General features: G+C 65.4%; 33 protein-coding genes and 1 pseudogene. 21 read left to right on the top strand and 13 right to left on the bottom strand.

Annotated elements, in window-relative coordinates:
* Positions 1-226: 226 nt before the first annotated feature.
* Positions 227-457 (bottom strand): annotated as a pseudogene (locus tag FPZ61_RS04560) (hypothetical protein); the annotation flags it as partial.
* Between the two features lie 234 nt (positions 458-691).
* Between FPZ61_RS04560 and FPZ61_RS04555 the strand changes: the two are divergent.
* Complete coding sequence (locus FPZ61_RS04555) at positions 692-1,363, top strand: hypothetical protein (RefSeq protein WP_185467178.1); 672 nt, start codon at positions 692-694, stop codon at positions 1,361-1,363.
* Positions 1,364-1,533: 170 nt separating this feature from the next.
* Here the strand turns inward: FPZ61_RS04555 and FPZ61_RS04550 are convergent, their stop codons facing one another.
* A complete protein-coding gene (locus FPZ61_RS04550; RefSeq protein ID WP_255441353.1) occupies positions 1,534-2,553 on the bottom strand; it encodes an IS5 family transposase in 1,020 nt (339 codons plus the stop codon).
* Positions 2,554-2,695: 142 nt separating this feature from the next.
* Between FPZ61_RS04550 and FPZ61_RS15475 the strand changes: the two genes are divergently transcribed.
* Together FPZ61_RS15475 and FPZ61_RS04545 are read left to right on the top strand one after the other, a co-directional pair.
* Positions 2,696-2,830, top strand: a complete 135-nt coding sequence (locus tag FPZ61_RS15475) for a hypothetical protein (RefSeq protein ID WP_255441352.1) — start codon at positions 2,696-2,698, stop codon at positions 2,828-2,830.
* A gap of 17 nt (positions 2,831-2,847) precedes the next feature.
* Positions 2,848-3,132, top strand: a complete 285-nt coding sequence (locus tag FPZ61_RS04545) for an integrase core domain-containing protein (RefSeq protein ID WP_370593468.1) — start codon at positions 2,848-2,850, stop codon at positions 3,130-3,132.
* Between the two features lie 94 nt (positions 3,133-3,226).
* Here the strand turns inward: FPZ61_RS04545 and FPZ61_RS15860 are convergent, their stop codons facing one another.
* Complete coding sequence (locus FPZ61_RS15860) at positions 3,227-3,577, bottom strand: IS3 family transposase (RefSeq protein ID WP_370593469.1); 351 nt, start codon at positions 3,575-3,577, stop codon at positions 3,227-3,229.
* Between the two features lie 133 nt (positions 3,578-3,710).
* Between FPZ61_RS15860 and FPZ61_RS04540 the strand changes: the two genes are divergently transcribed.
* Positions 3,711-4,715 (top strand): PstS family phosphate ABC transporter substrate-binding protein, encoded by a 1,005-nt coding sequence (locus FPZ61_RS04540; RefSeq protein ID WP_370593470.1) that lies wholly within the window; start codon positions 3,711-3,713, stop codon positions 4,713-4,715.
* 58 nt (positions 4,716-4,773) lie between these two features.
* Positions 4,774-4,995, top strand: coding sequence for a hypothetical protein (locus FPZ61_RS04535; protein WP_185474751.1), 222 nt, complete (start codon positions 4,774-4,776; stop codon positions 4,993-4,995).
* Between the two features lie 20 nt (positions 4,996-5,015).
* On the opposite strand, the gene FPZ61_RS04530 is transcribed toward FPZ61_RS04535, so the two are convergent.
* A complete protein-coding gene (locus FPZ61_RS04530; RefSeq protein WP_185467180.1) occupies positions 5,016-5,456 on the bottom strand; it encodes a DUF6790 family protein in 441 nt (146 codons plus the stop codon).
* Positions 5,457-5,781: 325 nt separating this feature from the next.
* Here FPZ61_RS04530 and FPZ61_RS04525 point away from each other — a divergent pair, with 325 nt between their 5' ends.
* From FPZ61_RS04525 to FPZ61_RS04490, 8 genes are all read left to right on the top strand, one after another.
* On the top strand, positions 5,782-5,982 hold the full coding sequence (locus FPZ61_RS04525; protein WP_185467181.1) for a hypothetical protein: 201 nt from the start codon (positions 5,782-5,784) through the stop codon (positions 5,980-5,982).
* Between the two features lie 24 nt (positions 5,983-6,006).
* On the top strand, positions 6,007-6,564 hold the full coding sequence (locus FPZ61_RS04520) for a transposase (protein ID WP_185467182.1): 558 nt from the start codon (positions 6,007-6,009) through the stop codon (positions 6,562-6,564).
* Positions 6,565-6,996: 432 nt separating this feature from the next.
* Entirely contained in the window at positions 6,997-7,227 is a 231-nt protein-coding gene (locus FPZ61_RS04515) for a hypothetical protein (protein ID WP_185467183.1), read from the top strand.
* 8 nt (positions 7,228-7,235) lie between these two features.
* Positions 7,236-7,952: a peptidase gene (locus FPZ61_RS04510; RefSeq protein WP_370593471.1), complete on the top strand. Its 717-nt coding sequence runs from the start codon at positions 7,236-7,238 to the stop codon at positions 7,950-7,952.
* A gap of 325 nt (positions 7,953-8,277) precedes the next feature.
* Entirely contained in the window at positions 8,278-8,976 is a 699-nt protein-coding gene (locus tag FPZ61_RS04505; RefSeq protein WP_255441349.1) for a DUF2092 domain-containing protein, read from the top strand.
* On the top strand, positions 8,973-9,179 hold the full coding sequence (locus FPZ61_RS04500) for a hypothetical protein (RefSeq protein WP_185467185.1): 207 nt from the start codon (positions 8,973-8,975) through the stop codon (positions 9,177-9,179). Before FPZ61_RS04505 ends, FPZ61_RS04500 begins: the two co-directional genes overlap by 4 nt.
* A 21-nt stretch (positions 9,180-9,200) precedes the next feature.
* Complete coding sequence (locus FPZ61_RS04495; RefSeq protein ID WP_185467186.1) at positions 9,201-9,404, top strand: hypothetical protein; 204 nt, start codon at positions 9,201-9,203, stop codon at positions 9,402-9,404.
* Positions 9,382-9,930: a cyclic nucleotide-binding domain-containing protein gene (locus tag FPZ61_RS04490; protein ID WP_370593472.1), complete on the top strand. Its 549-nt coding sequence runs from the start codon at positions 9,382-9,384 to the stop codon at positions 9,928-9,930. The genes FPZ61_RS04495 and FPZ61_RS04490 overlap by 23 nt, the downstream gene beginning before the upstream one ends.
* A gap of 27 nt (positions 9,931-9,957) precedes the next feature.
* Here FPZ61_RS04490 and FPZ61_RS04485 read toward each other — a convergent pair whose 3' ends face one another.
* Complete coding sequence (locus FPZ61_RS04485; protein WP_185467188.1) at positions 9,958-10,446, bottom strand: hypothetical protein; 489 nt, start codon at positions 10,444-10,446, stop codon at positions 9,958-9,960.
* Between the two features lie 136 nt (positions 10,447-10,582).
* Between FPZ61_RS04485 and FPZ61_RS04480 the strand changes: the two genes are divergently transcribed.
* The 4 genes from FPZ61_RS04480 to FPZ61_RS04465 all read left to right on the top strand — a co-directional run bounded on the left by FPZ61_RS04480 (position 10,583) and on the right by FPZ61_RS04465 (position 15,625).
* Positions 10,583-11,560 carry a DnaJ C-terminal domain-containing protein gene (locus tag FPZ61_RS04480; protein ID WP_185467189.1) on the top strand — a complete coding sequence of 326 codons (978 nt, stop codon included), beginning with the start codon at positions 10,583-10,585 and terminating at the stop codon, positions 11,558-11,560.
* Between the two features lie 176 nt (positions 11,561-11,736).
* Positions 11,737-12,738, top strand: coding sequence for a porphobilinogen synthase (gene hemB / locus FPZ61_RS04475; RefSeq protein ID WP_185467190.1), 1,002 nt, complete (start codon positions 11,737-11,739; stop codon positions 12,736-12,738).
* Between the two features lie 83 nt (positions 12,739-12,821).
* A complete protein-coding gene (locus FPZ61_RS04470; protein ID WP_185467201.1) occupies positions 12,822-13,211 on the top strand; it encodes a VOC family protein in 390 nt (129 codons plus the stop codon).
* Positions 13,208-15,625, top strand: a complete 2,418-nt coding sequence (locus FPZ61_RS04465) for an endonuclease MutS2 (RefSeq protein WP_185467191.1) — start codon at positions 13,208-13,210, stop codon at positions 15,623-15,625. Before FPZ61_RS04470 ends, FPZ61_RS04465 begins: the two co-directional genes overlap by 4 nt.
* A gap of 9 nt (positions 15,626-15,634) precedes the next feature.
* Here the strand turns inward: FPZ61_RS04465 and FPZ61_RS04460 are convergent, their stop codons facing one another.
* Positions 15,635-16,903 (bottom strand): ABC transporter ATP-binding protein, encoded by a 1,269-nt coding sequence (locus FPZ61_RS04460; protein WP_185467192.1) that lies wholly within the window; start codon positions 16,901-16,903, stop codon positions 15,635-15,637.
* A gap of 67 nt (positions 16,904-16,970) precedes the next feature.
* Between FPZ61_RS04460 and obgE the strand changes: the two genes are divergently transcribed.
* A complete protein-coding gene (obgE, locus tag FPZ61_RS04455) occupies positions 16,971-17,966 on the top strand; it encodes a GTPase ObgE (protein WP_185467193.1) in 996 nt (331 codons plus the stop codon).
* A gap of 81 nt (positions 17,967-18,047) precedes the next feature.
* Here obgE and FPZ61_RS04450 read toward each other — a convergent pair whose 3' ends face one another.
* The 4 genes from FPZ61_RS04450 to FPZ61_RS04435 form a co-directional block, all read right to left on the bottom strand.
* Positions 18,048-18,266 carry a Calvin cycle protein CP12 gene (locus tag FPZ61_RS04450; RefSeq protein ID WP_006172041.1) on the bottom strand — a complete coding sequence of 73 codons (219 nt, stop codon included), beginning with the start codon at positions 18,264-18,266 and terminating at the stop codon, positions 18,048-18,050.
* A gap of 89 nt (positions 18,267-18,355) precedes the next feature.
* On the bottom strand, positions 18,356-20,302 hold the full coding sequence (locus FPZ61_RS04445) for an ABC-F family ATP-binding cassette domain-containing protein (RefSeq protein ID WP_185467194.1): 1,947 nt from the start codon (positions 20,300-20,302) through the stop codon (positions 18,356-18,358).
* Positions 20,299-20,961 carry a DUF2301 domain-containing membrane protein gene (locus tag FPZ61_RS04440; protein WP_185467195.1) on the bottom strand — a complete coding sequence of 221 codons (663 nt, stop codon included), beginning with the start codon at positions 20,959-20,961 and terminating at the stop codon, positions 20,299-20,301. The genes FPZ61_RS04445 and FPZ61_RS04440 overlap by 4 nt, the downstream gene beginning before the upstream one ends.
* Positions 20,958-21,929 carry a glutathione S-transferase C-terminal domain-containing protein gene (locus tag FPZ61_RS04435; RefSeq protein WP_185467196.1) on the bottom strand — a complete coding sequence of 324 codons (972 nt, stop codon included), beginning with the start codon at positions 21,927-21,929 and terminating at the stop codon, positions 20,958-20,960. Before FPZ61_RS04435 ends, FPZ61_RS04440 begins: the two co-directional genes overlap by 4 nt.
* Positions 21,930-22,021: 92 nt before the next feature.
* On the opposite strand from FPZ61_RS04435, the gene FPZ61_RS04430 reads away from it, so the two are divergent.
* Positions 22,022-22,960 (top strand): aspartoacylase, encoded by a 939-nt coding sequence (locus FPZ61_RS04430; protein ID WP_185467197.1) that lies wholly within the window; start codon positions 22,022-22,024, stop codon positions 22,958-22,960.
* A gap of 9 nt (positions 22,961-22,969) precedes the next feature.
* On the opposite strand, the gene FPZ61_RS04425 is transcribed toward FPZ61_RS04430, so the two are convergent.
* The 3 genes from FPZ61_RS04425 to FPZ61_RS04415 form a co-directional block, all read right to left on the bottom strand.
* On the bottom strand, positions 22,970-23,410 hold the full coding sequence (locus FPZ61_RS04425) for a hypothetical protein (protein ID WP_255441348.1): 441 nt from the start codon (positions 23,408-23,410) through the stop codon (positions 22,970-22,972).
* Between the two features lie 93 nt (positions 23,411-23,503).
* Positions 23,504-23,851 (bottom strand): carbohydrate porin, encoded by a 348-nt coding sequence (locus FPZ61_RS04420; protein WP_255441347.1) that lies wholly within the window; start codon positions 23,849-23,851, stop codon positions 23,504-23,506.
* A gap of 27 nt (positions 23,852-23,878) precedes the next feature.
* Entirely contained in the window at positions 23,879-24,016 is a 138-nt protein-coding gene (locus FPZ61_RS04415; RefSeq protein WP_185467199.1) for a hypothetical protein, read from the bottom strand.
* A 283-nt stretch (positions 24,017-24,299) separates the two neighbouring features.
* On the opposite strand from FPZ61_RS04415, the gene psbA reads away from it, so the two are divergent.
* Positions 24,300-25,379: a photosystem II q(b) protein gene (gene psbA, locus FPZ61_RS04410; RefSeq protein WP_185474750.1), complete on the top strand. Its 1,080-nt coding sequence runs from the start codon at positions 24,300-24,302 to the stop codon at positions 25,377-25,379.
* A gap of 173 nt (positions 25,380-25,552) precedes the next feature.
* A complete protein-coding gene (locus tag FPZ61_RS04405; protein ID WP_185465138.1) occupies positions 25,553-25,903 on the top strand; it encodes a hypothetical protein in 351 nt (116 codons plus the stop codon).
* Positions 25,904-26,130 lie beyond the last annotated feature (227 nt).

Here is a 26,130-nt window from a genome sequence, read left to right as displayed (position 1 = left end):
GCCGGGTCCGCTTTTTGGCTGTGGACTGCTCGTAATCACCAAAACCGAACTGCTTGACGCCCATGAAGCCTGTAAACGGTTGGGATCACAAGGCCATTCTCGCGCAGGGTGGTGGGGTTTTCCAGAGGCTCCCTTACTGAGCTGGGTCTTCCGGTGTACTCAACCGGTGCGGCGCCTCCTCATCGAACAGAACCATCGCCTTTTGCTCCGCCTCACCCGGGTCCCGCCAGCGGAACAGCAGGTTGTCGTTGAGCTGCTCCGGCGGCACCGATGGCCGGCCTTCTGAGGCGTACAGCTCACAGAAGGTGGGATTGAGCCGATCGAGGGTCTGATCGGCCAGCTTCCGGATCCGCTGCAGCGGATGGCTGGCCGGAATCCGCTCCTCGATCGACACGTTGGAGAACAGGGAGCCGCTGGGTTCCCGGTGACCTCGCCTCTGGCTGGGCAGTTGGCCCATGTTCGCAGAGAAGACCGGGTTTTTCAGTAAGCTCCTAAGGCCGGCGGGATCGATGGCCGGAGAGTGGATCGTGCAGAGAGGGTCCATCCCCGAGACAAGAGAGAGACATGCTGGAACGGCTAGCCGCCCTGACGGCCTGCACCCAAGCGAGTAATATGGCTCAAGTTAAGTAATGGTGTGAGTCTCCTGGTAATGTCCTGCTTCCGACATCTCCAATTCCTGGCCTGTGGCTCCATGCTGACGGGGCTGTTGGCGGCCGGGGAGGTTAAAGCGCTGACTTTCTATAAATATACCTTTACACCCGCCCCCGGATCCCCAAATTTCGGCTGGCGGGTGGATACTAGCCAAACCAATCCGACGCCCCCAGTAGGTTCTGACCCCGCGACTGGCCAGAACGGAGCCGGTGTCAACGGCATTTCCCTGGAGGGCACCATCTTCTGGGATGGGCCTGGTGCTTCGACCCTCTCGGGCTCACTGACGTTTCAGCAATATGCTGGCCAGACGCCGGCTGGCTCTCCAGTTACCGTTGACTGCGCAACCGCGCTTGTCTGCGCGGCAACAGTAACAGGAGAGTTTTTACTAGGGAATGCGACAAACGAAGGAATTGGATTGTCATTCTCTGACCCTACCGCGACAGCGACATATGATGCGAATAGCAACCCTTTCACTTCTTCTACTTCCAATTCCGCAGCTTTTCCCGGGAGCCAGGCTAACCTGACAAACGACATTAGATATTTCATGGATGCAGGAGACCAGATCGGTGGAGGCGGCACCATCACCGTCCAGGAGCTTCCCGGCCCCCTGAGTCCGCTGGCCCTCTCACCGCTGCTGTTGGGGCTGCGCAGCGCGCGGAAGCGCTACACCAATCTGAATCGCTTGGCCTCACGTCCGCATCTAATTGTGTAGTCCTACAAAGTCGTTCCTATTACAAGGGCACCTCGAAATATTGCCATTTCTGAGTCAACATTGAGAAGCCACAAACTCATCCTCTGCACATGCAGATCCGCCAGATGGCTGGCATCCATGCCTTCAAGGAGAGATGATTGTCCCGCTACCAAATGATCAAGCAGACAGCGCTAGCTTTGAAGAGCAGTGCAGGTAACGCAGGAAGTTGTATGTAAGATTACGCAGTCCCCACCAGCCTTCGTTCTGGCCAAGCCAATTCGTCTTGTCAGTTTGCCGTGCATAGAGGTAGTGACTATCCCGAAGACGTGCTCAACCCTTGCCCGCACGCTCGATCGCACCTTGTTGCGTTCCTTGGCCTCCTCGCTCAAGGGATGGCAACGCGTACCCTTCTCATGAATTCGGCTCTCAAAACCAGCCACTTCCAGTAGATCTTCATACCGCGCGTCGGCGTAGCCGGAATCAGCCCAGACGAAGTCATCCCTGTTCTCAGGATCCAGAACCTGCGAGATCATCTGGCAGTCGTGAATATTGGCTGGGGTAATGGCGTATCTGCGGATGAAGCCGTGAGTGGTGTCAATGCAGATGCTGTTCTTGTACCCGTAGTGGCTGATGCCGTTCTTTTCGACCCATCGAGCGTCAAGATCCTCCTGCCGCAGGCGCTCTGGCTTGTCGGCCCATCCATCTCGCAGCTGCCCGCGCTTGATGGATTCGTTCTCAGGCCGTGAGTTTCGCTGTTTAGGAACAGGGACCAGCGTGGCATCGATGATCTGCCCACCACGGGCCTTCAGGCCTTGGGTCCGCAGGTGCTCCTCAAACCGTTCAAAAAGCTCATCGATGACACCCGCCTTGCGGAGCCGCTCGCGGAAGAACGCAATGGTGGTGGCATCGGGAATGCTGTTCATCACTCCAAGTCCGACAAACTCCTCAGATGAGCGTCTGTCGTTGACTTGGAATTCCAGCTCCTCATCGCTGAGGTTGAACAGTTGCTGAAGCACCAGCATCTTGAAGAGGATGAGCGGATCAATCCGCTTCCGGCCAGCATTGCTCTTACGTTCATGGCTGTAACCCTGCTCCAGCAGCGGCCTGAATGTTTCCCAGGGAATTGCCTCGGACAAGGTAGCTAACATGGGCTTCTTCTGCTGAAGCCTGTGAATGCGCTTCTCCTCATCCCAGAATCCACGCTGTCCCATTCAGCAATGTTGAACTGAACCAATTCTATTGCCTATTTCATGGGATGGCAGGGAGCGGCGTAGATTTTTCGAGGTGCCCACAAGTGACTGTGAGGCCTCCAGGGTCGGGGTGCCACCGCCCATCCCTCGGACCTCACCTCCCATGCATAGCCATCCCCTGGCCAGCCTGACGTCGCTGGGAGAAACCGACGGATCAGTCACTCCCCGAGCGGGGGTTCCCCTCCAGATCCTTGCCGCTGATGCAGCTATCAGCCTGCGCCGCATCGCCCGTCGCTGAAGGCACCCCTCTCCGCCGTGGGCTTCCTGGCCCGGGCGGTGGGCTGGTTCTCCGATCAGGGAATCACCCACAAGCGGATCCTCTCGGACAACGGCTCGGCCTACCGATCCGGCGAGTGGCGAAAAGCCTGCAAGGCCCTGGATCTCAAGCCGATCCGCATCAGGCCGTACACACCCCGCACCAATGGCAAGGCGGAGCGATTCATCCGCACCCTGCTCGAGGAATGGGCCTACGGCATGCCCTTCCAGACCTCCGAGGTGCGCAACCAGTGGCTGAGCCGGTATCTCGGGATCCATCCATAACGGTCATAGGTGCCAGATGGCCCTTGGAGATATCACGCCCTGTCAGTCGCTCCAGCGGCTGCAGATCGATGAATGTCCTGGTGAGAAAGCACAGTTAGCCCGATACTGGGCTGCCCTGATCCGTGTGGAGGAGCATTGTCTCCGGCTCCACCCGGCGGAGGCCGAGTGGTCGGTTGAGGGCCCCGATCACCCCAGTGGCTCCCCTGCTGGCCCTGGAGCAGGGCCAGCAGGGCTTGCGGGTCCTGGCTCTGAGCTCAGCCTGTTGCATGAGCCGGGCGACACGGTGGCGGCCAAGGAGATGGCCGGCAGCGCCCAGCTCCTGGTGGATGGGGGGCTGTAGAAGCCACGGTGCTGCTGGAACACCGTCCTGGAACACCGCCTGGATCTCAGCGGTGAGCACGGAGTTCTCGGCCACCCCCAGTCGCCGGCACAGCCAGGCCTCCATCTTCCCTTAACCAACAAATCGCGTTGATGGTTGAGACTGGATCTCGCCTTGTGCAGCTCCCATGGCTGTCCTGCTATCCAGCTTTGTTCGCAAGCGGCGCGGTTGTCGTATCCCCAGATCCAGCTTGGCCTTGGTGGCTGTACTGGCCGCCCTGCTGAGCGCTTGTGGAGGCCGTGACGCAAGCGGCGATGGCACGGTCGCCATCAGCGGCTCGAGCACGGTATTCCCGATCATTGAGCGTGCAATCAAGGGCTATGGCGGAACTGAGCGGGGGCGCAACGTCACCGTGACCCTCAGCTCGGTGGGTACCACTGGTGGACTGCGTGAGTTCTGCCAGGGTGCCATTCCGATTGCCAATGCCTCGCGACCGATCAGCAGTGCCGAGCTCAAAGCTTGTGCCGACTCTGGCATCACCTTTATCGAGCTGCCGCTGGCTTTCGATGCCCTCACGGTTGTCGTGAACGGGGCTAACGACTGGGCTTCAGAGATCACCACCAAGGAGCTGGCCCGCACCTGGTCGAAGCAGGCCGAGGGCACGGTGAAGGCCTGGAGCCAGATCAACATAGATTGGCCCGATCGACCTCTGCTCCTCTGCGGCCCTGGCAGTGATTCTGGAACCTTCGACTACTTCAATGAGGCGATCAACGGGAAGAAAACCAATGCCCGCACAGATGTTAGAACCAGCGAAGATGACAACGTGATCGTTGCGTGCGTGGCTGATGACCCCAATGCGATGGGGTATCTCGGCTTCGCCTATTTCCGTGCCAATGCCGACCGGCTCAAGGCCTTCCAAATCGCACCATCCAATGGCAGCGCCGTGGCCCCATCGGTGACCTCAGCCCAGGACGGCACCTACAGGCCGCTGTCGCGGCCACTGTTCATCTATGTGAACGACCAACAAATGCTTGCCAACGACATGATCCGCAGCTTTGTGGGGTATACGGTCGGCAATGGGCTGCGTTTTGTTGAGGAGGCGGGGTACATCCCCCTGCCGGCCGACACTTACAGACTGGTGGAATCAAAGCTCTACCGGCGTGTTCTGGGAACCTCCTTCGGGGGCGACCTCCCGGTAGGACAGACGATCGGCGAAGCCCTGCGGCGCAGCTTTGATAAGCAGAAACGGCCGGAATTCCGTTAAGGAACCTCAGAACAGCCCGATAGAATCAGTCCAGATCCGAGACTGAGACTGGGAACGGATGGCCACACCCCTCCAGCTGGGTTTCAGCGAGTACGAGCAGACCCACGCCAGGAAGAAGACGCGTCGGCAGATCTTCCTGGATGACATGGAAGCCGCGGTTCCGTGGGACTCCTTCCTGGCCCTGATCCCAGCCGGTGTATTGCAAGCCCACGGCCAAGGGTGGACGACCTCCATTCCCGTTGGAGGTGAGGCTGCGCCTTACCGACTTGGGCCAGGTTGATGTGGGTGTCGCTGATCACCTCAGCCGCCAGCGCTCCCTGCGCTGAGTTGCAACAGCACAACCACAAGCAAGGGAGTGAGCAGATCCGTGTAAAGCACCGTTCCTGCATTGGCAGGCGCGTGATCACTGTTCAGAACGAGGGACACGACGTGGCCGAGGCCATCGGCGAAGAACCAGCTGCCGTAAGCCACCATCGAAGCGAGCAGATAGTCGCGCCTGCGCAGGATGAAACTGCTGAAACCGAGGATGCCGATGGTGAGGTTGGCGTAGGCCACTTCGTTCTGGAAGGGGCTGTTCGGCCAGCCGATCTGCTCGGCGATGAACGGCCCGAAGGCAAGATGCACAACAAAGCCGTAGACCCCGGCCACCCCCAGCACCCAGAAAGCGATCCCGAGCAGCAACGCCAGGGCCAGGGTCCAGAGGGAGACATCTGCCAGCAGAAAGCGCACCAGGCTCGCCATCGTCTGTGCCTGCAGATCTTGTCAGATCAAACTTCACCCCTTCGGCATCTAAGGGTCCTGGACCGATTCGTTCACCAACTACAACACGCCGGGTTTCTGCTGCCAGCAACACTCATCGGCTATCTCTGGCTCACAGGCGGCCACCCGGTGCTCCCGGGCTGGCCCTGCGGGGGGATCTGGGAGGACTCGCTGGAGCAGCACGCCTTCGGGTACCTGGCGGATCCAGGAGCCTGTCGCGCCTAGACCCCGCGCCGCCTCTCCACAGACGCCCCTGAATCTACCCAGATCCCTTTGACTGCAATAGATCTGCCTAAGAGAATGGGGCATGCAGAAGCCCAAGTCCTCCCGTCCCTGGCCGCCGGAGCAGACGACCCTGCTGCCGCCATCACCGAGTGACTGGCTCTCGGACGATCACCAGGTGTATGTCCTGCTCGATCTGATCAACGAATTGGATCTCTCCGCGATCCTGATCCCCGCTCAGGCCAAGGATCCCCGTGGGGAGAAAGGGTTTGACCCCAGGATGTAGACGAAGTCTTCCGCGAAGCGGTTGATGCTGTTGCTGCTCTACGCCTACTGCGTAGGCATCGTCTCCTCCCGCAGGATCGAGCGGGCCTGTGACGAGGATCTGGCCTTCCGGGTGCTCACCGGCAACCAGCAGCCTGACCACAGCCGCATCAGTGAATTCCGCCGCCGCCACCTCGATGCCCAGGAGGATCGGCGCTATGGCAAGGGCAACCGTGGCAGTGACCTGCCGGATGAACTGAGGCGCCGGCAGCTGAGCAGGCCGAGCCGAACGGGAAAGCAGAGACGGCAGCGGCCAAGGCCAAAGCAGCGAGGGAGAAGGCGATCGAGGCCGCTGGCGGCTGTAGCCGGAGGCTTCCGCGCAGCGGTTGCGAGGCCCAGGCGGGGCATGGCGAGAAAGGCCGATGGCAGCCCGACAGGCAAGAGCCAGAGGAACTTCACGGACCCCGAAAGCCATCTCATGAAGTCAGATGGCCACTACATCCACGGCTACAACTGCCAGCTGGCTGTCGACAGCGACCACCAGGTGATCGTGGCCATGGGGGTGAGCAATCAGCCTCCGGATGTGGAGCATCTGGAGCCGTAGCCCTGGATGCGGCCTACTGGAGCGAGGACAACGCCAACTGCTGCGCTGATCAGGGCATTGATGCCTGCATCGCCACCGGCAGCGTGCCGCACGGCCATCCCCCTCCACCGATGCGTTGACCGTTGCCCAGGGGTGCCGATGCCAGAACCCGCATGGCCCGCAAGCTCAGAAGCAAGAAGGGAACAGGGATCTACGCCCAGCGCTAGCCGCAGGCTTCTCTGAAGGAGTAGGCGATCACAACAATTGACGCTGGGAGTAGCCACCGGATGAGGCCAGCCAGATGGCACCGGATCTTCCAGACCGGGCACCAAGCGGTAAGCAGTGCAGGACGGCTCCACCGGCAACACACTCCTGGGCCTGGTTGTGGTTCGACTCCAGTGCCGAAGGCCCGGCGGGACCACCCCTCCAGCAACGGAGCTCTCATCTGCAGGCATGACCTGCGAGCATCCGCCCAACCTGGTGCGTCTGCAGAGCTGGTCGACCAGGGCCCCGCTACAGTTCGACCCCTGCCTTGGTGATGGCTGGGATCTGTTCCACCCGCGCAACAACATGCCGCCAATGACGCGAATGGTGATCCCCTGCACACGGGATGCGGCAGATGCGGCCCTGCCCACCAGCTTCAGCTCCTCGAAACTGGAATCCTTCCAGCTGTTCACGGCATGACCTATTGCGTGGCTGTTCTTCTGAACAGCGGGATGGTGTTCGCCTCCGATTCACGCACCAATGCGGGTGTGGATGATTTCGCCAGCTTCTGCAAGATGACGGTGTTCGAGCGCCGTGGCGATCGGGTGTTGGTGCTGCTCAGCTCCGGCAGTCTGGCCGGAACCCAGGCCGTGATCAGCCTGCTGCGCCAACGGGCCGCCGAGGGCGATGGGGACGCCAGCGTCTGGACGGCGCGCACGATGTTCGATGTGATGGTTCTGGTGTCGGACGTGATGCGGACAGTGGATCAGCGCGATGCTGCCTATCTGGAAGCCTCAGGGGGTGGATTCAACGCGTCCTTCCTGGTGGGCGGCCAGATCAGGGGTGAACCGCCGCGGTTGTTTCGGATGTATGCCGAGGGCAATTTCATCGAAGCCAGCGAGGAAACGCCGTTTCTACAAACCGGCGAGGCGAAGTATGGCAAGCCGATCATCGATCGGGTGATCCAGTCCGAGACTTCTCTGGCGGAAGCGGCCAAGTGCGTGCTGGTGTCGTTCGATTCCACCATGCGCAGCAACCTCTCCGTGGGAATGCCGATCGATCTGATCGCCTACGAGAGTGACAGCCTGGCCATCACCCACCGCCGCCGCTTCAGCGAGGGCGATGCCGAGTTCGTAGAACTGAGCACCGCCTGGAGCGTGGGCGTGCGCCAGGTGTTCCGGGAGTTGCCGGATGTGCGCTGGTAGGGCTGTTCCGCTGCCGGCGTCTGTCCTGGGGAGCCGCGCGTCGGTCGTGAAGAAATGATGTGTGTCCCCATCCTGCGCGGAGGTTGCCGGAATGATCTCACGCTCTAGGCTGAGTTCGTTCCGATTGCGGATTCCTGGGACGTTGTTCTTTCACCGTCACCAAGGTCGTGATCTGCCATGGGGTGAACTGAAGAGCATGTCAAAAAGGGTGTCAGATTTTTTGATATGGGCAGGGGAGGGTCGCGGATTGTTCATGGCCGCCTGTGGGGGCATCCTTGCCGTGGCGGCTGCTGTCCCCGGCGCCAGGGCGGCCGAGGCTGACGCCATGGCGCTGCTCAAGGGAATGACCTCCTACGTGTCGGCTCAGCAAGAGTTGTCGTTCCGGTTCGACGCTGACCTGGAAGTCATCACCTCCGATCAGCAGCGCCTCACCCTGGCCAGTTCAGGCTCGGTGTCGCTGGATCGCCCCGGTCGGATCCGGTTCAGCCGCTCCAGCGGTTTCGCCGCTATCGAATCGGTGTTCGATGGCTCCACCTTCACCCTGCTGGGCAAGAACGCCAACGTCTACCTGCAGGTTCCGATCAAAGGGTCGCTGGAGACCCTGGTGGATGAGCTCAAGGACAAATACCGCCGCCCACTCCCCGCGGCAGACTTGCTGCTGCCCAAGGCCTATGCCGAACTCACCGAAGGCGTCACCGATGTCAAGGACCTCGGCAGCGGAGTGGTCGGTGGCGTGGAATGCGATCATCTCGCCTTCCGCAAAAAGGATGTTGACTTCCAGATCTGGATTGCCCAGGGTGGTCGCCCATATCCCTGTCGCTATGTGATCACATCCAGAACAGTTCCTGGTTCTCCCCAATACAGTATCCAGGTCAGCGACTGGAAAACGGGATCAGCGGCCGTTGGTCAGAACTTCAGTTTTGTGCCGCCTGCAGGGGCCAGATCCATCAGTCATGATGAGCTGAAGACCATCAAGTCCATGGGCGAATTGCCCAGCAACTACATTCGCAAAGGAACCCCATGATCAGTCTCCGCAAGTCAGCTGTCATCCTTGCCGCCATCGGTATGGCTGGCTCAGGGTCCTTGCAGATCCTGCCGGCCCAGCTCCTCGACGTCCTGGTCCCGCCGGCGCAGGCCCGGGTGGGCCGGCCGCTCACTCCCGTCAGCGTGGCTGGAGTCGGTCGGCGCACGGTGCGTCGCTGCGCCGTCGGCGTTTACGACTGCTGATCCGAGGCGCCAGGGTCCTCCATGAGCCGCCCAGATCTTCCCCACCTTCCCGACTGGTCGGCTCTCCCCCCGGATCTGCGGCAACGGGTGCAGCAGTGCAATCCTGAAACCCAGTGGTTCTGGAAGGGGCTGGAAGACAGTGAAGGGTTGGAACTGCTGCTGATCACCATCCGGCATGCCCTCGCCGATTCCGGTCCAGCCGGTGAGTCCCATCAGCTGGGGTGACCTTGCCCCTGACGACATACTGAACCCGACGAGTGCCCAGCGCCCCATCACCAAGGCTCTGAACCCCCATCAGGCCGTCACCCCGATCGCCATGACCAGCACCGCCACACTGGAGAAGATCAGACGGCTCAGGCAGGTCGGCATCTTCATGGCCACGCCTGAGGAGGTGCTGCTCCAGCTGGCTGAGGCGGTGGAGGAGGTGCATCTCAGCCCCGGCGAGCAGCTCTTTGCCAAGGGTGATCTCGGCACATCCATGTATGTGCTGGTGGCTGGTTGCGTTCGCGTTCACATCGGTGATCAGACCGTGGTGGAGCTCACCGATGGAGAAATCGTGGGCGAGCTGGCCGCCCTGGACCCTGAACCCCGCTCCGCCTCCGTGAGCGCTGTCGATTCGGCCATGCTCTATCGCATCGAGCAGTCGACCTTGCAGGCCCTGATGGCTGATCACCCGGAGATCGTTCAGGCCGTGATCAGAGAGCTTGCTCAGAGGTTGCGCGACACCACGGCTCCCTACGGGCTCAGTTGAGCGGGCGGCTGCCCCCGGAGCTGTCCTTCAGCGGCTGCTGGTTGACCCCTTGCCCTTGAAGCCACTCCACTCCGCCAGTTGCTCGATGGTCAGCAGGCCCTCACGCCGCTCGCCATTCAGATCCCAGGTGGGAAATGCCCGGATCTTGGCTGTCTGGCAGCGCTCACGCCCGGCCTGGTCCTTGTCGCATTCCACGTAGGGCAGGCGTCGGCCCGCCTCCGTTCCGAACAGGTTCTTCTGGTGGAAGCAGTGGGGACACCACCAGGCGCCATAGAAGATCGCTCCCTGCTCTCGCAGGTGCTCCACCAGCGCCTTCTGCTCGGCGGTGGATGGGCTCACGGCTTCTCCGAGGCTGCCGGTGGTTCCGGCGCTGCCCGTGGTTCCCGCGCTGCCGCCACGGGCGATGGCCGGGTGACGGCTGCTGCCTGCGGCACCCACCAGCACCAGGCTCAGGGTCATCAGCGCCAGGGAGACCAACCGGGTGGGCAACTTCGGGCCGGTGGTGGCGTCAGGCATGGAACTCCCGGATTCAGATGCTCCGACGCTAAGGCTGCGTTCGGGCTTCCGCCCTTTTGCAAGCCTCACTTTCGAGGCGATGGCTGGGACACTGGAATACTGATGCGCCTCCTCGCGACCCGATGAGCTTGCCGCGATGAGTGCCAACGGTTACCGCGACTATTTCAAGGTGCTGGGCGTCGAGCGCAGCGCCGATGCCGATGCCGTCAAGCGCTCGTTTCGCAAGCTGGCCCGCCAGTACCACCCGGATGTGAACCCCGGTGATGCCAGCGCGGAGGCGAAGTTCAAGGAGATCAGCGAGGCCTATGAAGTGCTCTCCGATCCCGACAAGCGCCGCCGCTATGAGCAGTTCGGCCAGTACTGGAGCCAGGCCGCCGGAGCTGCCGGCGGTGCTCCCGGCTTCGATGTGGATTTCGGCCGTTACGGCAACTTCGACGAGTTCATCAACGATCTGCTGGGCCGCTTCGGTGGGGCCCAGGCCGGCTCAGGATTCGGGGCAGGGCCCGGTGGGTTCGGCTTCTCCGGCGGCTTTCCCGGCGGCTTCGGTGGGCCGGCGGCGGGTCGTACCGGCGCGCTCAATCTGGATGCGGAAGCCACCATCAGCCTCAGCTTTGCCGAGGCCTTCCGTGGCTGCGAGCGCACCCTGGCGGTCAATGAGGAGCGGGTGCAGGTCCGGATCCCTGGCGGGGTGCGAAACGGCAGCCGTCTGCGGCTCAAAGGCAAGGGGAACCTGCAGCCCGGCACCGGCCGCCGCGGTGATCTCTACCTCAACCTTCAGCTTCAGGAGCATCCGATCTGGCGTCTGGATGGCGATCAGTTGCAGGCCGATCTGCCCCTCAGCCTCGATGAGCTGGCCCTGGGGGGCGAGGTGAGGGTGGCCACCCCCGACGGTGAAGCCACTGTGCAGGTGCCTTCCGGTGTGGCCCTGGGCCGCAGCCTGCGCCTCAAGGGAAAAGGCTGGCCGGGCAAGGACGGCCGGGGTGACCTGCTGCTCAGCCTCACCCTCAAACTGCCGGAGCGTTTCAGCGAGACGGAGCGGCAGCTGCTGGAGAAGCTGCGCGAGGCTCGCAGCCTCGATCCGCGCCGGGAGTGGATGCGGGCCGCCCAGCTCTGAACAGGCCTCCAGCCTGAGACCATGAATCGACCCTTCACTTCTCTGTTTTTTTAATCACTTGTGCCTGCCAATCACGCCTGTATGCTGATTGCCGCAGTCAAGACTTGGCGCTGATTCTGATGTTCAGAATGGCCTGCATGCCTGGGCTTTAGGATGCCCTCAAGTGATTCGACTGCATGGAGCTGACCTATCGTCCGCGGCGCCTCCGCCGCACACCGGCGCTGCGGGCCATGGTGCGCGAGTTTCAGCTGAGTCCAGCGGATTTCATCCTGCCCCTGTTCGTACATGAAGGGGCCAGCAACGAGCCGATCGGGGCCATGCCAGGCGCTTTCCGCTGGAGCCTCGAGGGGCTGGTGGAGGAGGTGGGCCGTGCCTGGGACCTCGGCATTCGCTGCGTGGTGCTCTTCCCGAAGGTGGCCGACGGCCTCAAGACCGAAGACGGGGCTGAATGCTTCAACGAAGGTGGTCTGATCCCCCGGGCGATCCGGCGGCTCAAGCAGGACCATCCCGGCATGGCGATCATGACCGACGTCGCCCTCGACCCCTACTCCTGTGATGGCCACGACGGCATCGTCAGCGCCGAAGGCGAGGTGCTCAACGACGACACCGTGGCGATCCTCTGCCGCCAGGCCGTGGCCCAGGCCAGGGCCGGCGCCGATCTGATCGGCCCCAGCGACATGATGGACGGGCGAGTCGGCGCCATCCGCGAAGCTCTCGATGAAGAGGGATTCGAGCACGTGGGGATCATCAGCTACACCGCCAAGTACGCCTCCGCTTACTACGGCCCCTTCCGTGAAGCGCTGGATTCCGCCCCCCGCGCGGATGCCGGCAAGCCCATCCCCAAAGACAAGAGCACGTACCAGATGGATCCGGCCAATGGCCGCGAATCCCTCACCGAAGCCCTGCTCGATGAACAGGAGGGGGCCGACATCCTGATGGTCAAACCCGGCCTGGCCTATCTCGATGTCATTCACCGCCTGCGCGGTGAAACCGAACTCCCCATCGCCGCCTACAACGTCAGTGGTGAGTACGCCATGGTCAAGGCGGCCGCCGAGCGCGGCTGGATCGACGAGCGGGCCGTGGTGCTGGAAACCCTGCTCTGTTTCAAGCGGGCCGGGGCTGATCTGATCCTCACCTACCACGCCTGTGAGGCGGCCAGCTGGCTGCGGGACGACTGATCACGGCCGTGCAGAACGCTGCCGGACCAGCCCCGGTGGAGCCCACCGGCCGATCAGAATGGCGCCAGCGACAGGAAACGGCCATGGCCGTGCAGCGACTGGGCCATGTGGCCGTGCGGGTCCAGGACATGGCCCGGGCCAAGGCCTTCTACGAGGGGCTCGGCCTGCGCCTGACCTGGGATGCCGATGACTGGGCCTACCTGCAGTCGCCCGACTCCGGCGACGGCATCGCCCTGCTTGCCCCCAGTTACCACCAGGCCGGCCCCCACTTCGCCTTCCACTTCGAGGACCGTGCCGGGGTGGATCAGGTCCATGCCCAGCTGGAGGCCTCAGGCCACCGGGTGGGCCCCATCCATGACCACCGCGACGGCACCGCCTCCTTCTATCTGCAGGATCCCGAGGGCAACTGGCTGGAGATGCTCTACGAGCCCCCCACCGGCATCACCTCCAACACCGGCCGGGAGCCGGTGTGAACCCCCTCAACCCGACGGCGATCGCCGCCGAAGCCCTGGAGCTGCTCGAGTGGCAGCGGCTTGCACAGCACCTGGCCAGCTTCGCGAGCACCAGCGCGGGCAGCGCCCATTGCCTAGCCCTGCCCCTGGCGGCTGATCGCGCCGAGAGCCTGCGCCTGCTGGCCGAAACCAGCGAGCTGCTCGGCCTCGATAGCCTGATCGAGGGTGGCCTGAGCTTTCAGGGGGCCGCCGATCTCACCGGCACCTTGCGCCATTGCGCCAAGGGCGGCACCGCCACTGGCGAAGACCTGCTGGCGGTGGCCTCCACCCAGGCGGTGGCCCGCCGTCTGCGCCGGCAGATCGAGGCGCCCGAGCTGCGCCCCGTCTGCAGCCAGCTGATGCGTGATCTGCGCACCCTGCCGGAGCTGGAGCAGCGTCTGCGCTTCTGCCTGGAGGAGGGCGGCAGGGTGGCGGATCGCGCCAGCCCCGAGCTGGCCGGCGTCCGTCAGCAGCTGGCCGGCCTGCGCCAGCAGCGCCGTGAGCGACTCCAGGAGCTGATGCGCCGCCAGGGGGCCGTGCTTCAGGACAACGTGATCGCCGAGCGCAATGGTCGCCCGGTGCTGGCGGTGAAGGTGACAGCCGCCTCCCAGCTGCCCGGGCTGGTGCACGACAGCTCCGCCTCCGGCAGCACCGTGTTCATTGAGCCGAAGGCGGTGATCACGCTCGGCAACCAGATCCGCGAGCTGGAAGGGCGAGAGCGCCAGGAGGAATGGCGCGTGCTCCGGGGCCTCAGTGCCCTGGTGGCCGAGGAGGCGGACGCCTTCACCGAGCTGCACCGGGTGCTGGTGGCCCTCGATGCCGCCCTCGCCAGGGCCCGTTACGGCCAGTGGCTGGGCGCCGTTCGCCCGGAGCTGTCCGGCGACCCCCAGGCCCCATTCCTGCTGCGGGATCTGCGCCATCCCCTGCTGCTCTGGCAGGAGCGTCGCGGTGGGGAGGCTCCGGTGGTGCCGGTCACGGTCTCGGTGGGCACGGAATTGCGGGTGGTGGCGATCACCGGCCCCAACACAGGCGGCAAGACCGTGACGCTCAAGAGCGTGGGCCTGGCGGCGCTGATGGCTCGGGCCGGTCTGTTCCTGCCCTGCACCGGCACCCCTCGCCTGCCCTGGTGCTCCCAGGTGCTGGCCGACATCGGCGACGAGCAGTCGTTGCAGCAGAACCTCTCCACCTTCAGCGGCCACGTGCGCCGCATCGCCCGCATCCTCGAGGCCCTCGACGCCTCACCGTCGCCCGGCGCCACTCTGGTGTTGCTCGATGAGGTGGGTGCCGGCACCGATCCCACGGAGGGCACGGCCCTGGCGATCGCGCTGCTGCGCCACCTGGCCGACCGGGCCAGGCTCACCATCGCCACCACCCACTTCGGAGAGCTCAAGGCGCTTAAGTACGCCGACAGCCGTTTCGAGAACGCCTCGGTGGCCTTCGACAGCGACACCCTCTGCCCCACCTACCACCTGCAGTGGGGAATCCCCGGCCGCAGCAACGCCCTGGCCATCGCCACGCGCCTGGGGCTGGATCAGGCGGTGATCAGCGAGGCCAACGGCCTGCTGGCGCCCCGGGGCGAGGGTGAGCTCAACCAGGTGATCCGGGGCCTCGAAGACCAGCGCCGCCGCCAGCAGGAGGCAGCCGAGGAGGCGGCGGCCCTGCTGGCGAGCACCGAACTGCTGCATGAGGAACTGCTGCAGCGCTGGCAGCAGCAGCAGGAGCAGTCGGCGGAGCTGCAGGAGCAGCGGCGGCAGGCCCTGGAGCACTCGATCCGCGCTGGGCAGCAGGAGGTGCGTCGCATCATCCGTCGTCTGCGCCAGGGCGGCGGCGATGGTGAGAGGGCCCGCCAGGCCGGTGTACGGCTGAGGCAGCTTCAGGTGGAGCACAGCCCCCAGCCCCGGCGCCGGGCCCCCAGCGGCTGGCGGCCGGTGGTCGGGGAGCGCATCCGTCTGCTGTCCCTGGGCAAGGCAGCCCAGGTGCTGGCGATCAGCGCCGATGGCCGCGAACTGAGCGTGCGCTGCGGGGTGCTGCGGCTGCAGGTGGATCTCTCCGGCATCGAGAGCCTGCAGGGGGAGAAGCCAGCTCCGCCCGAGACGGCTCAGCCCGTGATCGAGGTGCGCGCCAGTGGGCGCCACCTGGGTGGCTCAGGTCCCCAGGTGCGCAGCGAACGCAACACCGTCGATGTGCGCGGGATGCGGGTGCATGAGGCGGAAGCCGCTGTGGAGGAGCAGCTGCGCAACGCCAATGGCCCCCTCTGGGTGATCCATGGCATCGGCACCGGCAAGCTCAAGCGCGGGCTGCGCCAGTGGCTGGCCGGTGTGCCCTGGGTGGAGCGCGTCAGTGATGCCGAGCGAGGTGATGGCGGTCAGGGCTGCAGCGTGATCTGGCCGAAATGAGCAGCCGCTTCAGCTGAACTCCGGCAGCACAACCTGCAGCTCCTCCGGGTGCTCCCCGGAGCCACCCTTCGCCTCGGTTGGTTCGGGCATGGTCAGGGCGTCGCCGCTGGCCTCGAAGAAGCGCCATCCCAGTGGGTCGACCTCCAGGTGGATCCTCTGACCTGCTGCCAGGCGCTGGCCCGGGTCGGTGCGCACCTGAATCAGGTGGCTGCCCTCCAGCAGGCGACAGCTGAGCAACAGTTCATTGCCCAGGGCCTCGAGATGGGTCACCTCCGCGGGCAGGTTGCGGTTGGTGGCGGGCGCCAGCTTGAAGTGCTCCGCCCGCAGACCGGCCGTGAGGTTGCTGTCCGTCTCGCCGGCGGCGCGGGCTTCGAGGGCGTGGGCCATCTCCCCTTCCACCAGAAAGCGACGCCCAGCGAGCTGGACCTGATCAGCTCCCGCCTGCTCCACCGGCAGCAGGTTCATCGGCGGACTGCCGATGAACTGGGCCACGAACAGGTTGGCGGGATGGTCGTAAAGCTCCATCGGCGTCCCCAGCTGCTGCAGCCGTCCCTGGTTGAGCACGGCGATGCGATGACCCATCGTCATCGCCTCCACCTGGTCGTGGGTGACGTAGAGGGTGGTGATGCCCAGCTCCCGCTGGAGTGCCACGATCTGGGCCCGGGTGCCGGTGCGCAGCTTGGCGTCGAGGTTGCTGAGCGGTTCATCCATCAGGAACACCTTCGGCTGGCGGGCGATGGCCCGGCCCAGGGCCACCCGTTGCTTCTGGCCTCCGGAGAGTTCCTTGGGCAGACGCTCGAGCAGGGGCGTCAGCTCCAGCTGCTCGGCCACGGCGCTGATGCGGGCCTCGATCCGCTGCTCCCGCTCCGACGGGATGCGCAGCCCGGCAGGCAGACGTCGCGTCAACCGGTGAACGCCATCCTTCAGCTGCTGGAGGGCACTGCGGGGCCGGCTGCGCCGCAAGCCGAAGCCGATGTTGTCGGCCACGCTCAGATGGGGGTAGAGGGCGTAGCTCTGGAACACCATCGCCACGTCACGCTGGGCGGGGCGCAGGCCGCTCACGGCGCGCTCTCCCACCCGGATCTCACCGCTGCTGGGGGTCTCCAGGCCCGCCAGGATGCGCAGCAGCGTGCTCTTGCCGCAGCCCGATGGCCCCACCAGCACCAGAAATTCGCCGTCCTGGACCGTCAGATCCAGCTGCCGCAGCACCTCCACCGGCGCACCTCCACGCCGGGGAGGGAAGGTCTTGCTGACCTTCTCGAAGCGCACCTCAGCCAAGATCAGCCCTCTGACCGGCCGATCCTAGGGTTGGTGGCCGATCCGGCCCAGTCCCTGCGGTCTTCCCTTGCAGTTCATTGATCAAGCCCGCATCGCGGTCCAGGGAGGCCGGGGCGGAGATGGCATCGTCGCCTTCCGCCGTGAGAAGTACGTTCCGGCCGGTGGACCCTCCGGCGGTGATGGCGGCCACGGTGGCGCCGTGTGGCTCCAGGCGGATCCGAACCTGCAGACCCTGCTCGACTTCAAGTACAAGCGGCTGTTCGCAGCCCCGGAAGGCCGCCGCGGCGGGCCCAACCGCCGCAGTGGTGCCAGCGGCGACGACCTGGTGATCCTGGTGCCCTGTGGCACCGAGGTGCGCCTGCAGGACAGCGAGGAGCTGCTCGGTGATCTGACCGAACCGGGTGATCGGCTGCGGGTGGCGGCGGGGGGGCGCGGTGGCCTGGGCAATGCCCATTACCTCAGCAACCGCAACCGGGCGCCGGAGAAGTGCACCGAAGGCAAGGATGGTGAGGAGCGTCAGCTCCAGCTGGAGCTCAAGCTGCTGGCCGAGGTGGGCATCATCGGGCTGCCCAATGCCGGCAAGAGCACCCTGATCAGTGTGCTCTCCGCCGCCAAGCCCAAGATCGCCGATTATCCCTTCACCACCCTGGTGCCCAACCTGGGGGTGGTGCGCCGCCCCAGTGGCGACGGAACGGTCTTTGCCGACATCCCCGGCCTGATTGCGGGTGCGGCTCAGGGGGCCGGCCTGGGCCACGACTTCCTGCGCCACATCGAGCGCACCCGTCTGCTGGTGCACTTGGTGGATGCCTCCAGCGCCGATGTGACCAGTGACCTGGCGGTGGTGGAGGAGGAACTGGCGGCCTACGGCCACGGCCTCGATCAGCGTCCGAGGATCCTGGCCCTCAACAAAAGTGAGCTGCTGCCGCCCGATCAGCTCTCAGAGGCCCGCTCCGCCCTGACAGCGCTCTGGGACGGGGGTGAGGTGCTGTTGATCTCGGCGGCCACCAACAAGGGCCTCGACAGCCTGCTGGCGGAGGTCTGGCGGCAGCTTGGGATCCAGTGAACGAAAAAAGTTGAAGCCCCCCGTGGGAATGGGGGGCTTGCTCAGGCGGCGCCAGGCCAGCCCCGATTCAGGCTTGGGCGATCAGTCGTCGTAGACCCGGCACTCGGGGGCTTCCGGGTTGAGATCGCAATAGACCTCAAGGGAATTCGGATCGTGGTCGTCCTCGGGATGGTGCGACTTGTATTCCTCGAGCGACTTGAGTTCGTCTTCGAGGTGACGCACCTTGGCTTCGTTGCCGACGGCCTTGGCCGTTTCGATCTCGATCTGATCCTTGCGGATGTGCTCGTCGATGGAAGTCATAGGAAGGCCGGCCTTCGGCTACCGGAGCTTTTCGATTCCACCATACGGGCCCCCTCCCGTGGGCCGCGGCCAATGTGATCCTGTGCTGATCAAGCGCTCAGCTCGCTGAGCTCCAGCCAGCGCTCCTCGCCGTGCTCGATGCGCTCCAGCAGGGCGGCCAGGTCGTGGGTGAGGCTTTCCAGGCGGGAGTAGTCGCCGCCGGCACCCCCCGCAAGCTCCCGCTCCAGCTCTGCCCGCTGCACCTCCCACTGCGGCAGCGACCGCTCCAGCTCCTCCAGTTCACGGCTCTGCTTGAAGCTGCGCCGCCTGGATGCCGGGGCTGGGGCCGCCGCTTGGGCTGCTGTTGCCGCGCTGGCCTTGGGCGGTGGGGAGGATGGCGCCGTTCCGGCTGCGGGCCCCGCCGCCGCCCTCTCCAGGTAGGCGCTGTAGTTGCCCTCGTAACGCCTGAGTTCCCCCGCCTCGAAGCAGAACAGCCGGTCCACGGTGCGGTCGAGGAAGTAGCGGTCGTGGGAGACCACCACCACGCAGCCCCGGAAGTCCTCCAGGAAGTCCTCCAGGACGGTGAGGGTGTGCACGTCGAGGTCGTTGGTGGGCTCATCGAGCAGCAGCACGTTGGGGGCGCTGATCAACAGCCGACAGAGGTAGAGCCGCCGCCGCTCCCCGCCGGAGAGGCGCCCGATCGGGCTGTGTTGCTGGGCGGGAGGGAACAGGAAGCGCTCCAGCAGCTGGGAGGCGCTCACGGCCACCCCGCCCAGTTCGATGCGGCTGGCTTCCTCCTGCACGTAGTCGATCAGTTTGCGCTCCAGTCCACGGCCGCTGGCGAGTCCTTCCGCCTGCTGATCGAAGTAGGCCAGCCGCACCGTGCTCCCCAGCTCCAGGCGCCCCTCCTGGGCTTGGCGGCGACCGGCGATCAGATCCAGCAGGGTGGATTTCCCTGAACCGTTCGGACCGATGATTCCCACCCGGTCCTCGGGGCTGAAGTCGTAGCTGAAGTCGCGCAGCAGGGGTGGGCGCGCCCCAGCGGCCCCACCGCCGCGGTCGGCGCTCGGATCCGCCCAGACACTGAGGTGTTCTGCGCTGATCGCCTTCTTGCCGAGGCGGCGATGGGCGGCCACCAGGCTGAGCTGCCCCTTGCTCTGGCGTTTCGGGGCCTCCTGCATCGCTTCGATCCGCTGGATCCGGGCCTTCTGCTTGGTGCTGCGGGCCTGGGGACCGCGGCGCAGCCACTCCAGTTCCCGCCGCAGGGCTCCCTTGAACTTCGCGGCACTGGCGGCCTCGATCGCCTCCTCCTCCGCCTTGGTCTGCAGGTAGGTGGCGTAGTTGCCGGGATAGCTGCGGGCCACGCCCCGGTCCACCTCCACAATGCGGCGCGCCACCCGGTCGAGCACGTAGCGGTCGTGGGTGATCAGCACCAGGGCGCCGGGGAAGCGCTCCAGCTGCCCCTGCAGCCATTCGATGCAGAGGGCGTCGAGATGGTTGGTGGGTTCATCGAGCAGGAGCACATCGGGTTCGGCCACCAGGGCTGCGGCCAGGGCCAGCCGCTTGCGGAACCCCCCGGACAGGTCGCCCACCCGTCGGTGCACATCGCGAATTCCGAGGCGCTCGAGCACTTCGCGGCACTGCTGCTCCAGGCTCCAGGCGTTGGCCTGGTCCATGCGCTCCTGCAGGTCGCTCAGCTCCCCCAGCAGGGCCTGGTTCCCGGGGTCGTTCGCCACGCCGTGGCTCACCTCGGTGAAACGGCGCAGCAGCGCCATCTTCTCGCCGCTGTCCTCGAACACCTGCTCCAGCACGCTGCGCTCGGGATCCAGATCCGGTTCCTGGGCCACCATCACCACCTTCAACCGCCCGGAGCAGCGCCGCTCCCCTTCGCCCGGCGGCTCAAGGCCAGCCAGCAGGCGCAGCAGGGTTGACTTGCCGGCGCCATTGGGGCCGATCAGCCCGAGGCGGTCGCGCTCCTGCAGGTGCAGGTGGAGATCGTGGAAGAGGGTGCGAAGGCCGAAGTCCTTGCCGACCCCCACCAGGCTGATCAGGGTCACGCTCGCGAGGGAGGCCTCTGGCTCTCCAGGTAAGCAAACACGCTCTTGTCGCCCACATCGGCGGCGGCCTGCATCGGGAATTTGCGCAGGGTGAGGATCAGCAGCAGCGCCGCCTCGACCGCCAGCAGGGTGAAGGTGGTGCGCCCATCGAGCAGGCCCACCAGGCGGCCCAGCAGCGCCAGCGGCAGCAGCAGGGTGACTCCGATCGCTTCCGGCCGCTGGAAGCAGAAGAATTCCTTGAAACCCACCCCAGCCAAGGCCGCGAAGAATGGCCCTACAGCCCAGATCCAGCGGGAGTCGCCCGCCAGGGTCTCGAGCATGGCGTCGGGTCCCTGGTGCAGGGCCAGGGCCAGGCCACCTGCACAGCCCAGCAGCCAGAACAGCTGCAGGGCCCGGTGCAGTGGACGCAGATAGATGTGAATCCAGCGCAGGGCCAGCCCCAGTCCCGCGGCCATCAGCACCAGCCAGGGCCAGAGCCCCTGGCTGCCCCAGTTGGCCCACTGCAGCAGCAGGCCCGCCTGGGCCAGGGCCACCCCCAGCAGGGCCAGGCGGTAGCCGAGCACCTCGCGGCGGTCGAGAGCCGTGATCGTGAACGGTCCGTAGACGCCCTCGAACGACGGATCCTCGGGGCTGCCCTCGTGCCGGGTTTGATCGGTCATGGCTGGAGTCGCGCAGGAGCTGGGCCTGCCACCAGTGTGGCCAGATCCGCCCCCGCCGGAACGATTCCGGAGGGGTGCAGCGGAAAGAGGGCCCCGAAATAGTCGCGGCGCCAGGAGTCCGGGAAGCAGGTGGCGGCTACCCCGGGGAGGGCGTAGAGGCGGGCGCGCCAGGCCATCAGGGCCGGGAAAGTCCAGAGGGGGCGGCGGCTGCAACCGAACAGGGGGGCATAGACCAGCTCCAGCCGGATCAGGGTCGGAAACAGGACCACATCCGCCAGGGTGAGCTGATCGCCGCACAGCCACGGGCCTCCCTCCTCGAGGGCACTCTCCGCCGCCTCGAGGCTGGCGAACAGCTCGGCTTCGGCCTGGTCATAGGCGGCCTGATTGCGCGCGAAGCCGCAGCGGTAGACCCCATCGTTCACGGTTCCCTGCAGCCGGTCGCGCCAGTGGCCGATGGCTTCCGCCTTGGACGCGGGCAGCAGATCCGGAGCCCCCTCCGGGGCCGGCCAGCGATTGAGCAGCTCGATCAGCCGGGCGCTCTCGTTCACCAGGATCCGGCGGCCGGGGCGGTCGTAGAGGGCGGGAACCGTGGCCCGGGCCCGGGGGTCACCGCCACTGCGCCGGTAAAGCTCCACCAGGGCCCTGGCTCCCTCGTAGGGGGCGTCGAACCGCCAGCGGCCTGCCCTGGGGTCGGGCTCCACCACCACCAGTTCCAGGCCGCCGGCGAGCTGGCGCAGGCACCACACCAGCCAGGCCCGGTGCGCCCAGGGGCAGCTGCGTCCCACGATCAGTCCATGGACACCGGCCTGGCCCGCCGTGGCCGGCAGCTCCGGAGTGACGGCGAAGGCGCTTTCAGGACGCCGGTAGTGACCTGCCGCGTCGGCTGGCCCCAGGCCAGCCATCAACCGGCGCCACTGGCAGCGCCAGGCGGCGCGCACGGTGGCCACCACCGGGGGGGGAACAGCCATGGCAGTCTCCAGCGCTGGGTTCCGACTCTGGCCCGCAGTGGCCCGCCGCTGCGTCAGGCTGGACGCTGATCCGATCTGCAGGGCGGGTGGCGATGGGTGCGGCAGAGGTTCTGGTGGTGGCCGGCACCCATGGCAACGAGCGCAACGCCCCCTGGCTGCTGAAGCACTGGCTGGGCCACCCCGGCAGTCTTGATTCCGCCGGCCTGGCCCTGCAGCTGGTGATCGGCAATCCGGCCGCCCTCGCGGCGGGACGCCGCTACATCGATCGCGACCTGAACCGCTCCTTCACCAGCGCCCTTCTCGACACTCCCTCTCCGGCTGATCGGGAGATGCAGCGGGCCCGGGAGCTGCTCGCCCTGCACGGGCCCGCAGGATCACGGCCCTGCGCCCTGGTGATCGATCTGCACAGCACCACCGCGGCCATGGGCAATTCCCTGGTGGTCTACGGGCGGCGGCCACCGGATCTGGCCCTGGCGGCCGGGATCCAGGCGTTGCTGGGCCTGCCGATCTATCTGCATGAGGCCGATGCCAGCCAGCAGGGCTTTCTGATCGAGCGCTGGCCCTGTGGCCTGGTGATCGAGGTGGGCCCGGTGCCCCAGGGGGTCGTCAACGCTGCCATCTGCCGGCAGACCCATTTGGGCCTGGAGGCCGCGCTGACGGTGCTGGCCTCAGCCCGGCGGGGGTCGCTGGCCCTGCCCCGGAGCCTCACGGTGCACCGCCATCTGGGCAGCCTCGATCTGCCTCGGCATCCGGATGGCTCTCCGGCCGCCTGCCTTCACCCCCTGCGGCAGCACCGCGACTGGTTCCCGATCCGCCCTGGGGATCCTCTCTTCGAGACGGCCAGCGGGGAAACCCTGCGCTACCAGCCCAGCGACCCCGAGCCGCTCTGGCCGGTGTTCATCAACGAAGCGGCCTACGGCGAGAAGGGCATCGCCCTCAGCCTCACCCGTCGCGAACGCTGGCCCTGCGAACCGGAGTGGCTGGAGGGTCTCCAGCAACTTGCCCTTCATCTGCGCCCTTCAGCCGCTTGAGCCGCCAGCTCAGAGTTCCGGGCTGACGGCTTCGGGCCCAGGCGCGTCGTCGGGCTCGGGTGATGGGGCCTCCTGGGGGGTCATGGTTTCCTCTCTGGGGGCGCCGTTGTAGAGCACCTTCACCACTGAGCGCCCATCAGCTGAGACCTCGATCTCGGTTTCAGCCGTGGGGGCCAGGTTGAGGATCTGCCAGCCGGGAGGCCCCCCGAGAAAGCGGAAGATGTAGCCCTCGGCATCGCCCTTGACCAGGCAGTCGCCGCCGCCTCGGTTGTACATGCAGGCATCCGGCCTGTAGGTGCCCAGGCCTCCATTGAGCCGCTCGGCGTACATGCGCGCCACGTTGGTGGCCCGCTGGCGGGTGAAGGGGAAGAGCTCATAGCTGTCCTGAGCCAGGCATGGCCTGGCTGCCACGACGGCCAGACAGGCCGAAAGGACAAGAAGTGGGCGCATGACGGGGATGCATCGACAGGACCACGGAAAGGTTCCGTGGAAGCGGCAACGATGGATCGGTTCGGCCCTGCTCAGGGGCGGCCCGTGTCCAGATCAGCCACAGGCCCAGGTTCCCTGTTCCTTGGTGCAGGGCAGGTCCGTCGAGCTGCCGTCGGCCCAGTAGATGCGCAGCCTGTCGTCCGCGCTGTCCATGCGGAAGGTCAGCGACTTGACCACGCCGGCTGGAGGCTTGCCGGCGGGGTCGGCGGGGTCGGGCCTCGCCGGACTGGCCAGGCGCTGCTCAACCTGCTGGAGACGCTGCTCCAGTTGGTCCAGCCGTTGACTCTCCTTGGAGGGAGTGCTGGGGCAGCCGGCCAGGCCAAGGGCCAGCAGACCCAGACCGCCGATGAGAAATGGTCTGGAGGCGCGTGAACGCAAGGGCATCGCAGCGGCGGATCGCATGGGGGCTCCGAACACCTAGCAACAGCCTCAGGCGTTGACCAGTCGTTCGCTCCAGTAGATGACGGCACCGAGGCGCTCCAGTTGGAGACGTCGCTGGCGCGCATGGCAGACGGGCACGGTTTCGGTGGAGCGGTTACCGCTCAGATCCCAGCAGATCAGAACCATGGGTCGCCTTCTCGAAGGAGCTGAAGAGAATCTTAAGTCGCCCTGGTGTTCATTGGTACGGATTTCCCTCAGGGCGTGTCGAAGGCGACACAACTCGGCGGCCTGCTGGATCGGCTTTCGCGCCCGCCCCCCAGCGGAAGCAAACCTTAAGCGCTTCACACATCCTGCAATGGTCTGTTACATTGTGTCAGGCGAAGGGCTTTCGGGCCCACCGGACGGGTTTCCCGCTCCGGCACTTCGTCCTACCTAACCGACCCCTCCGGGGGCCTCTTACCTCGCTCTCATGACCACCACCCTTCAGCAGCGCCAGGGCGCGTCTGCCTGGAGCCAGTTCTGCGAGTGGGTCACCTCCACCAACAACCGTCTCTACGTCGGTTGGTTCGGTGTGCTGATGATCCCCACCCTGCTGGCTGCCACGATCTGCTTCATCGTGGCCTTCGTCGCTGCTCCTCCCGTCGACATCGACGGCATCCGTGAGCCCGTTGCCGGCTCCCTCCTCTACGGCAACAACATCATCTCCGGCGCCGTTGTTCCTTCGAGCAACGCCATCGGCCTGCACTTCTACCCGATCTGGGAAGCCGCCAGCCTCGATGAGTGGCTGTACAACGGCGGTCCCTACCAGCTGGTGATCTTCCACTTCCTGATCGGCGTCTTCTGCTACATGGGCCGCGAGTGGGAACTCTCCTACCGCCTCGGCATGCGCCCCTGGATCTGCGTGGCCTACAGCGCCCCCGTGGCCGCTGCCTCGGCTGTGTTCCTGATCTACCCCTTCGGTCAGGGTTCCTTCTCCGACGGCATGCCCCTCGGCATCTCCGGCACCTTCAACTACATGCTGGTGTTCCAGGCTGAGCACAACATCCTGATGCATCCCTTCCACATGCTGGGTGTGGCCGGTGTGTTCGGTGGCTCCCTGTTCTCCGCTATGCACGGTTCGCTGGTGACCTCCTCCCTGGTGCGTGAAACCACCGAGAGCGAGAGCCAGAACTACGGTTACAAGTTCGGCCAGGAAGAAGAGACCTACAACATCGTGGCTGCCCACGGTTACTTCGGTCGCCTGATCTTCCAGTACGCCTCCTTCAACAACAGCCGCAGCCTGCACTTCTTCCTGGCTGCCTGGCCTGTGATCGGCATCTGGTTCACCGCCCTCGGCGTGAGCACGATGGCCTTCAACCTGAACGGTTTCAACTTCAACCAGTCGATCCTCGACGGCCAGGGCCGCGTGATCAACACCTGGGCTGATGTGCTGAACCGCGCTGGTCTGGGCATGGAAGTGATGCACGAGCGCAATGCTCACAACTTCCCGCTGGACCTGGCTTCTGCTGAAGCCACTCCCGTGGCGCTGACCGCTCCTGCGATCGGCTGATGCGGCCGGTGGGTCCACCCGGACCCGCCATCTGCATCACCACAATGAAAGCCCCTGCTTCGGCAGGGGCTTTTTGTTTGGCGTCACATCCTCGTCCAGGTTCACCGCAGGCTTCGAGCCAGCGAGATGCCGCTGCCGGGACGTGGTTCCTGTTCGTGGGGACTTTTTCGCCCATGCGCTCTTCACTGCTCGCTGCTGCCTGCCTGCTGGGCCTGAGCACGGCCATTGCAAACCTGGAGGGGTCCGAGCAGAAACTGGAGCAGCTGGGAACGAAGGCGTTCCAGGACCAGTTGAAAGCCTTCCGCTCCGAGGTGAGCCGAGTGGCCAGTAACAAGAACACCACCCTGGAGGAGGCCGCCGCCGAGCTCAAGGACAAGGCCCAGCCGGTGCTGGCGGCAGGGGATGAACTCTCCCGCTCGGTGGAGTGCGAGGTACCCGAACAACCCTGCGGTCGGTGGGTTTGTGCGTCGGCCACTCGGGCTACCTCGACCCTCTGCGCTTTGGCTTTGCCCAGAGCGGACTGAGTTCAATCGCGGTGTGCGGCCGCGGAGCCTTGTTCAACATCCCGGCGGCTCGGAGCGGTGTCACCCGCACCAGCGTCGGATTGCCGGCCCCGTGCTGAGCTGGAGCGTTAAGCACCACCCGGAATAGGAACCCTCTGCTCCGGCGCTTATCCTCGCTGGCCGAACAGAGGGGCTGCCTGCCCAAAAGCCACCGCTTGCGGCCTGACAGCTTGATGGTGCCAAGCAGG

Source organism: Synechococcus sp. BSA11S (assembly GCF_014224355.1).
GTDB lineage: Bacteria > Cyanobacteriota > Cyanobacteriia > PCC-6307 > Cyanobiaceae > Regnicoccus_A.
Note: the sequence above shows the minus strand (reverse complement) of the source record. Positions and strands in the feature narration are given on the sequence as shown.